This window comes from Blastococcus sp. MG754426 (genome assembly GCF_021699055.1).
Classification (GTDB): Bacteria; Actinomycetota; Actinomycetes; order Mycobacteriales; family Geodermatophilaceae; genus Blastococcus.
This window is the reverse complement of the sequence record NZ_SSXC01000156.1, coordinates 1-1539: the sequence shown is the minus strand read 5'-3', so window position 1 is coordinate 1539 and position 1539 is coordinate 1. Positions and strand designations below refer to the sequence as shown.

The following is a 1539-nucleotide window of genomic DNA, read 5'->3' as shown; positions in this document are numbered from 1 at the left end:
AGCTGATAGCCGTTGACCCGCCCTCTGCGGAAGCGTCTCCCTGACGTTGCTGCGGAGGGCGGGAGGCTGTCGTGGGACTGCTGCATGAGGCGTTGCCGGCGTCGACGCTGGTGATCGCGATCGATCCGGGCAAGGTCAGCAACCGGGTCTGGCTGAGCTCCAGTGCGGCCGGAATGGTCGTCGAGCCGCTGTCTCTGCCAGTGCTGCGTCCCGGTCTGGAGACATTGCAGCGGCTGGTGCTCGAGCATGCGGATGGCTGCGACCCGGTGTTCGCCATAGAGGCGACCGGCGGGCTGCATCAGGTGTGGGTCCGCGAGCTGGACCAGCGGTTTCCCGGTTCGGTGCGGCTGTTCGCGCCGTCGGAGACCACCGCCGCCCGCGCGCAGCTTGGCTCGCGCCGGTTCAAGACCGATGACCGGGACTGCGCCGCGCTGACCTATCTGGCCCGCCAGGGGCAGGGCCGGCTGGTCACCGACCGGCTCGAGGACGCGCTGGCCGCCGCGGTCCGGCACCGCCGGGGCCTGGTCGCCGAACGCAAGGTCGCCCAGCAGCGGCTGCACGACCAGCTCAACGCGCTGTGCCCGGGCCTGTCCGCGCCGGCCGGGCACGGCCGGGCGCTGAAGCTGGAAGGCGTCATCGGGCAAGCGGTGCTGGACTGCGCGGTCGCCTTCGCCGGGCGGCCGCCCTCGGTCCGGTCGCTGCGGTCCCGCGCCCGCGGCCGGGTCCTCGACGCCGAGGCGCAGTTCTGGGTCCACCGGTGGCGGACCTGCCTGCCCCCGCCGGCCGACGCGCCGGCCCGCGCTGCCCGGCTGGGCCGCGGCCTGCTCCGCTGGCGGGCATTGACCGCCGACATCACCGCTGTCGACGACGACCTCACCGGCCTGCTGGCCGGCACCGACGGACAGGTCTTGACCACCCTTCCCGGCGTGGCCACCAGCCGGGCAGCCGCGTTCGCCGCCTTCAGCCTGCCCATCGCCCGCTTCCCCAGCGCAGAGCACCTCTACTCGGCCACCGGCCTGGCCCCGGCCAGCTACCAGTCGGCCACCCTGAACCGGCGCGGTCGCATCTCCCGCCAGGGGCTGCCCGAACACCGTGACGCCCTGATGAACCTGGCCTGGGGTCTCTCTCAGCACTGCGGCGTGTTCATCCAGCGCCACGACGAGCTGCGCGCCCGAGGCATGCGCCCCATCCCGGCCCGGGTCGCCCTCGCCCGCCACGCCTGCCGGCTGGCCTACACGCTGCTGAAGACCCAACACCCCTTCGACGAACAGCGCTACCGTCGAGCCCGGCACCAGAGCGAGCGGTGACGGCTGCGACAGCTATGCCGCACGACGGCGCAACCTAGCTTGCCGCCCGCTCGCCCTGGGGCCGCCTACGGCGCACACGAAAGCCAGCCGCTCGACGGCGTCTGATCAGCCTGCCGAACCTGGCCCCACCGCCGGACCCGACCACCGCGCTGCACCCCACGGCCGGACGCTGAAGCACCCGGCCCGATGCCCCCTGCCCGCTACAGCTCTTGACTGGCGAGGCGAAAGCTAG

At 73.2% G+C, this 1539-nt stretch carries 1 protein-coding gene; it reads left to right on the top strand.

Annotation, left to right across the window (positions count from 1 at the left end):
• Window positions 1–71 precede the first annotated feature (71 nt).
• Window positions 72–1307 (top strand): transposase, encoded by a 1236-nt coding sequence (locus E9549_RS22760; RefSeq protein ID WP_236828880.1) that lies wholly within the window; start codon window positions 72–74, stop codon window positions 1305–1307.
• Window positions 1308–1539: the final 232 nt, after the last annotated feature.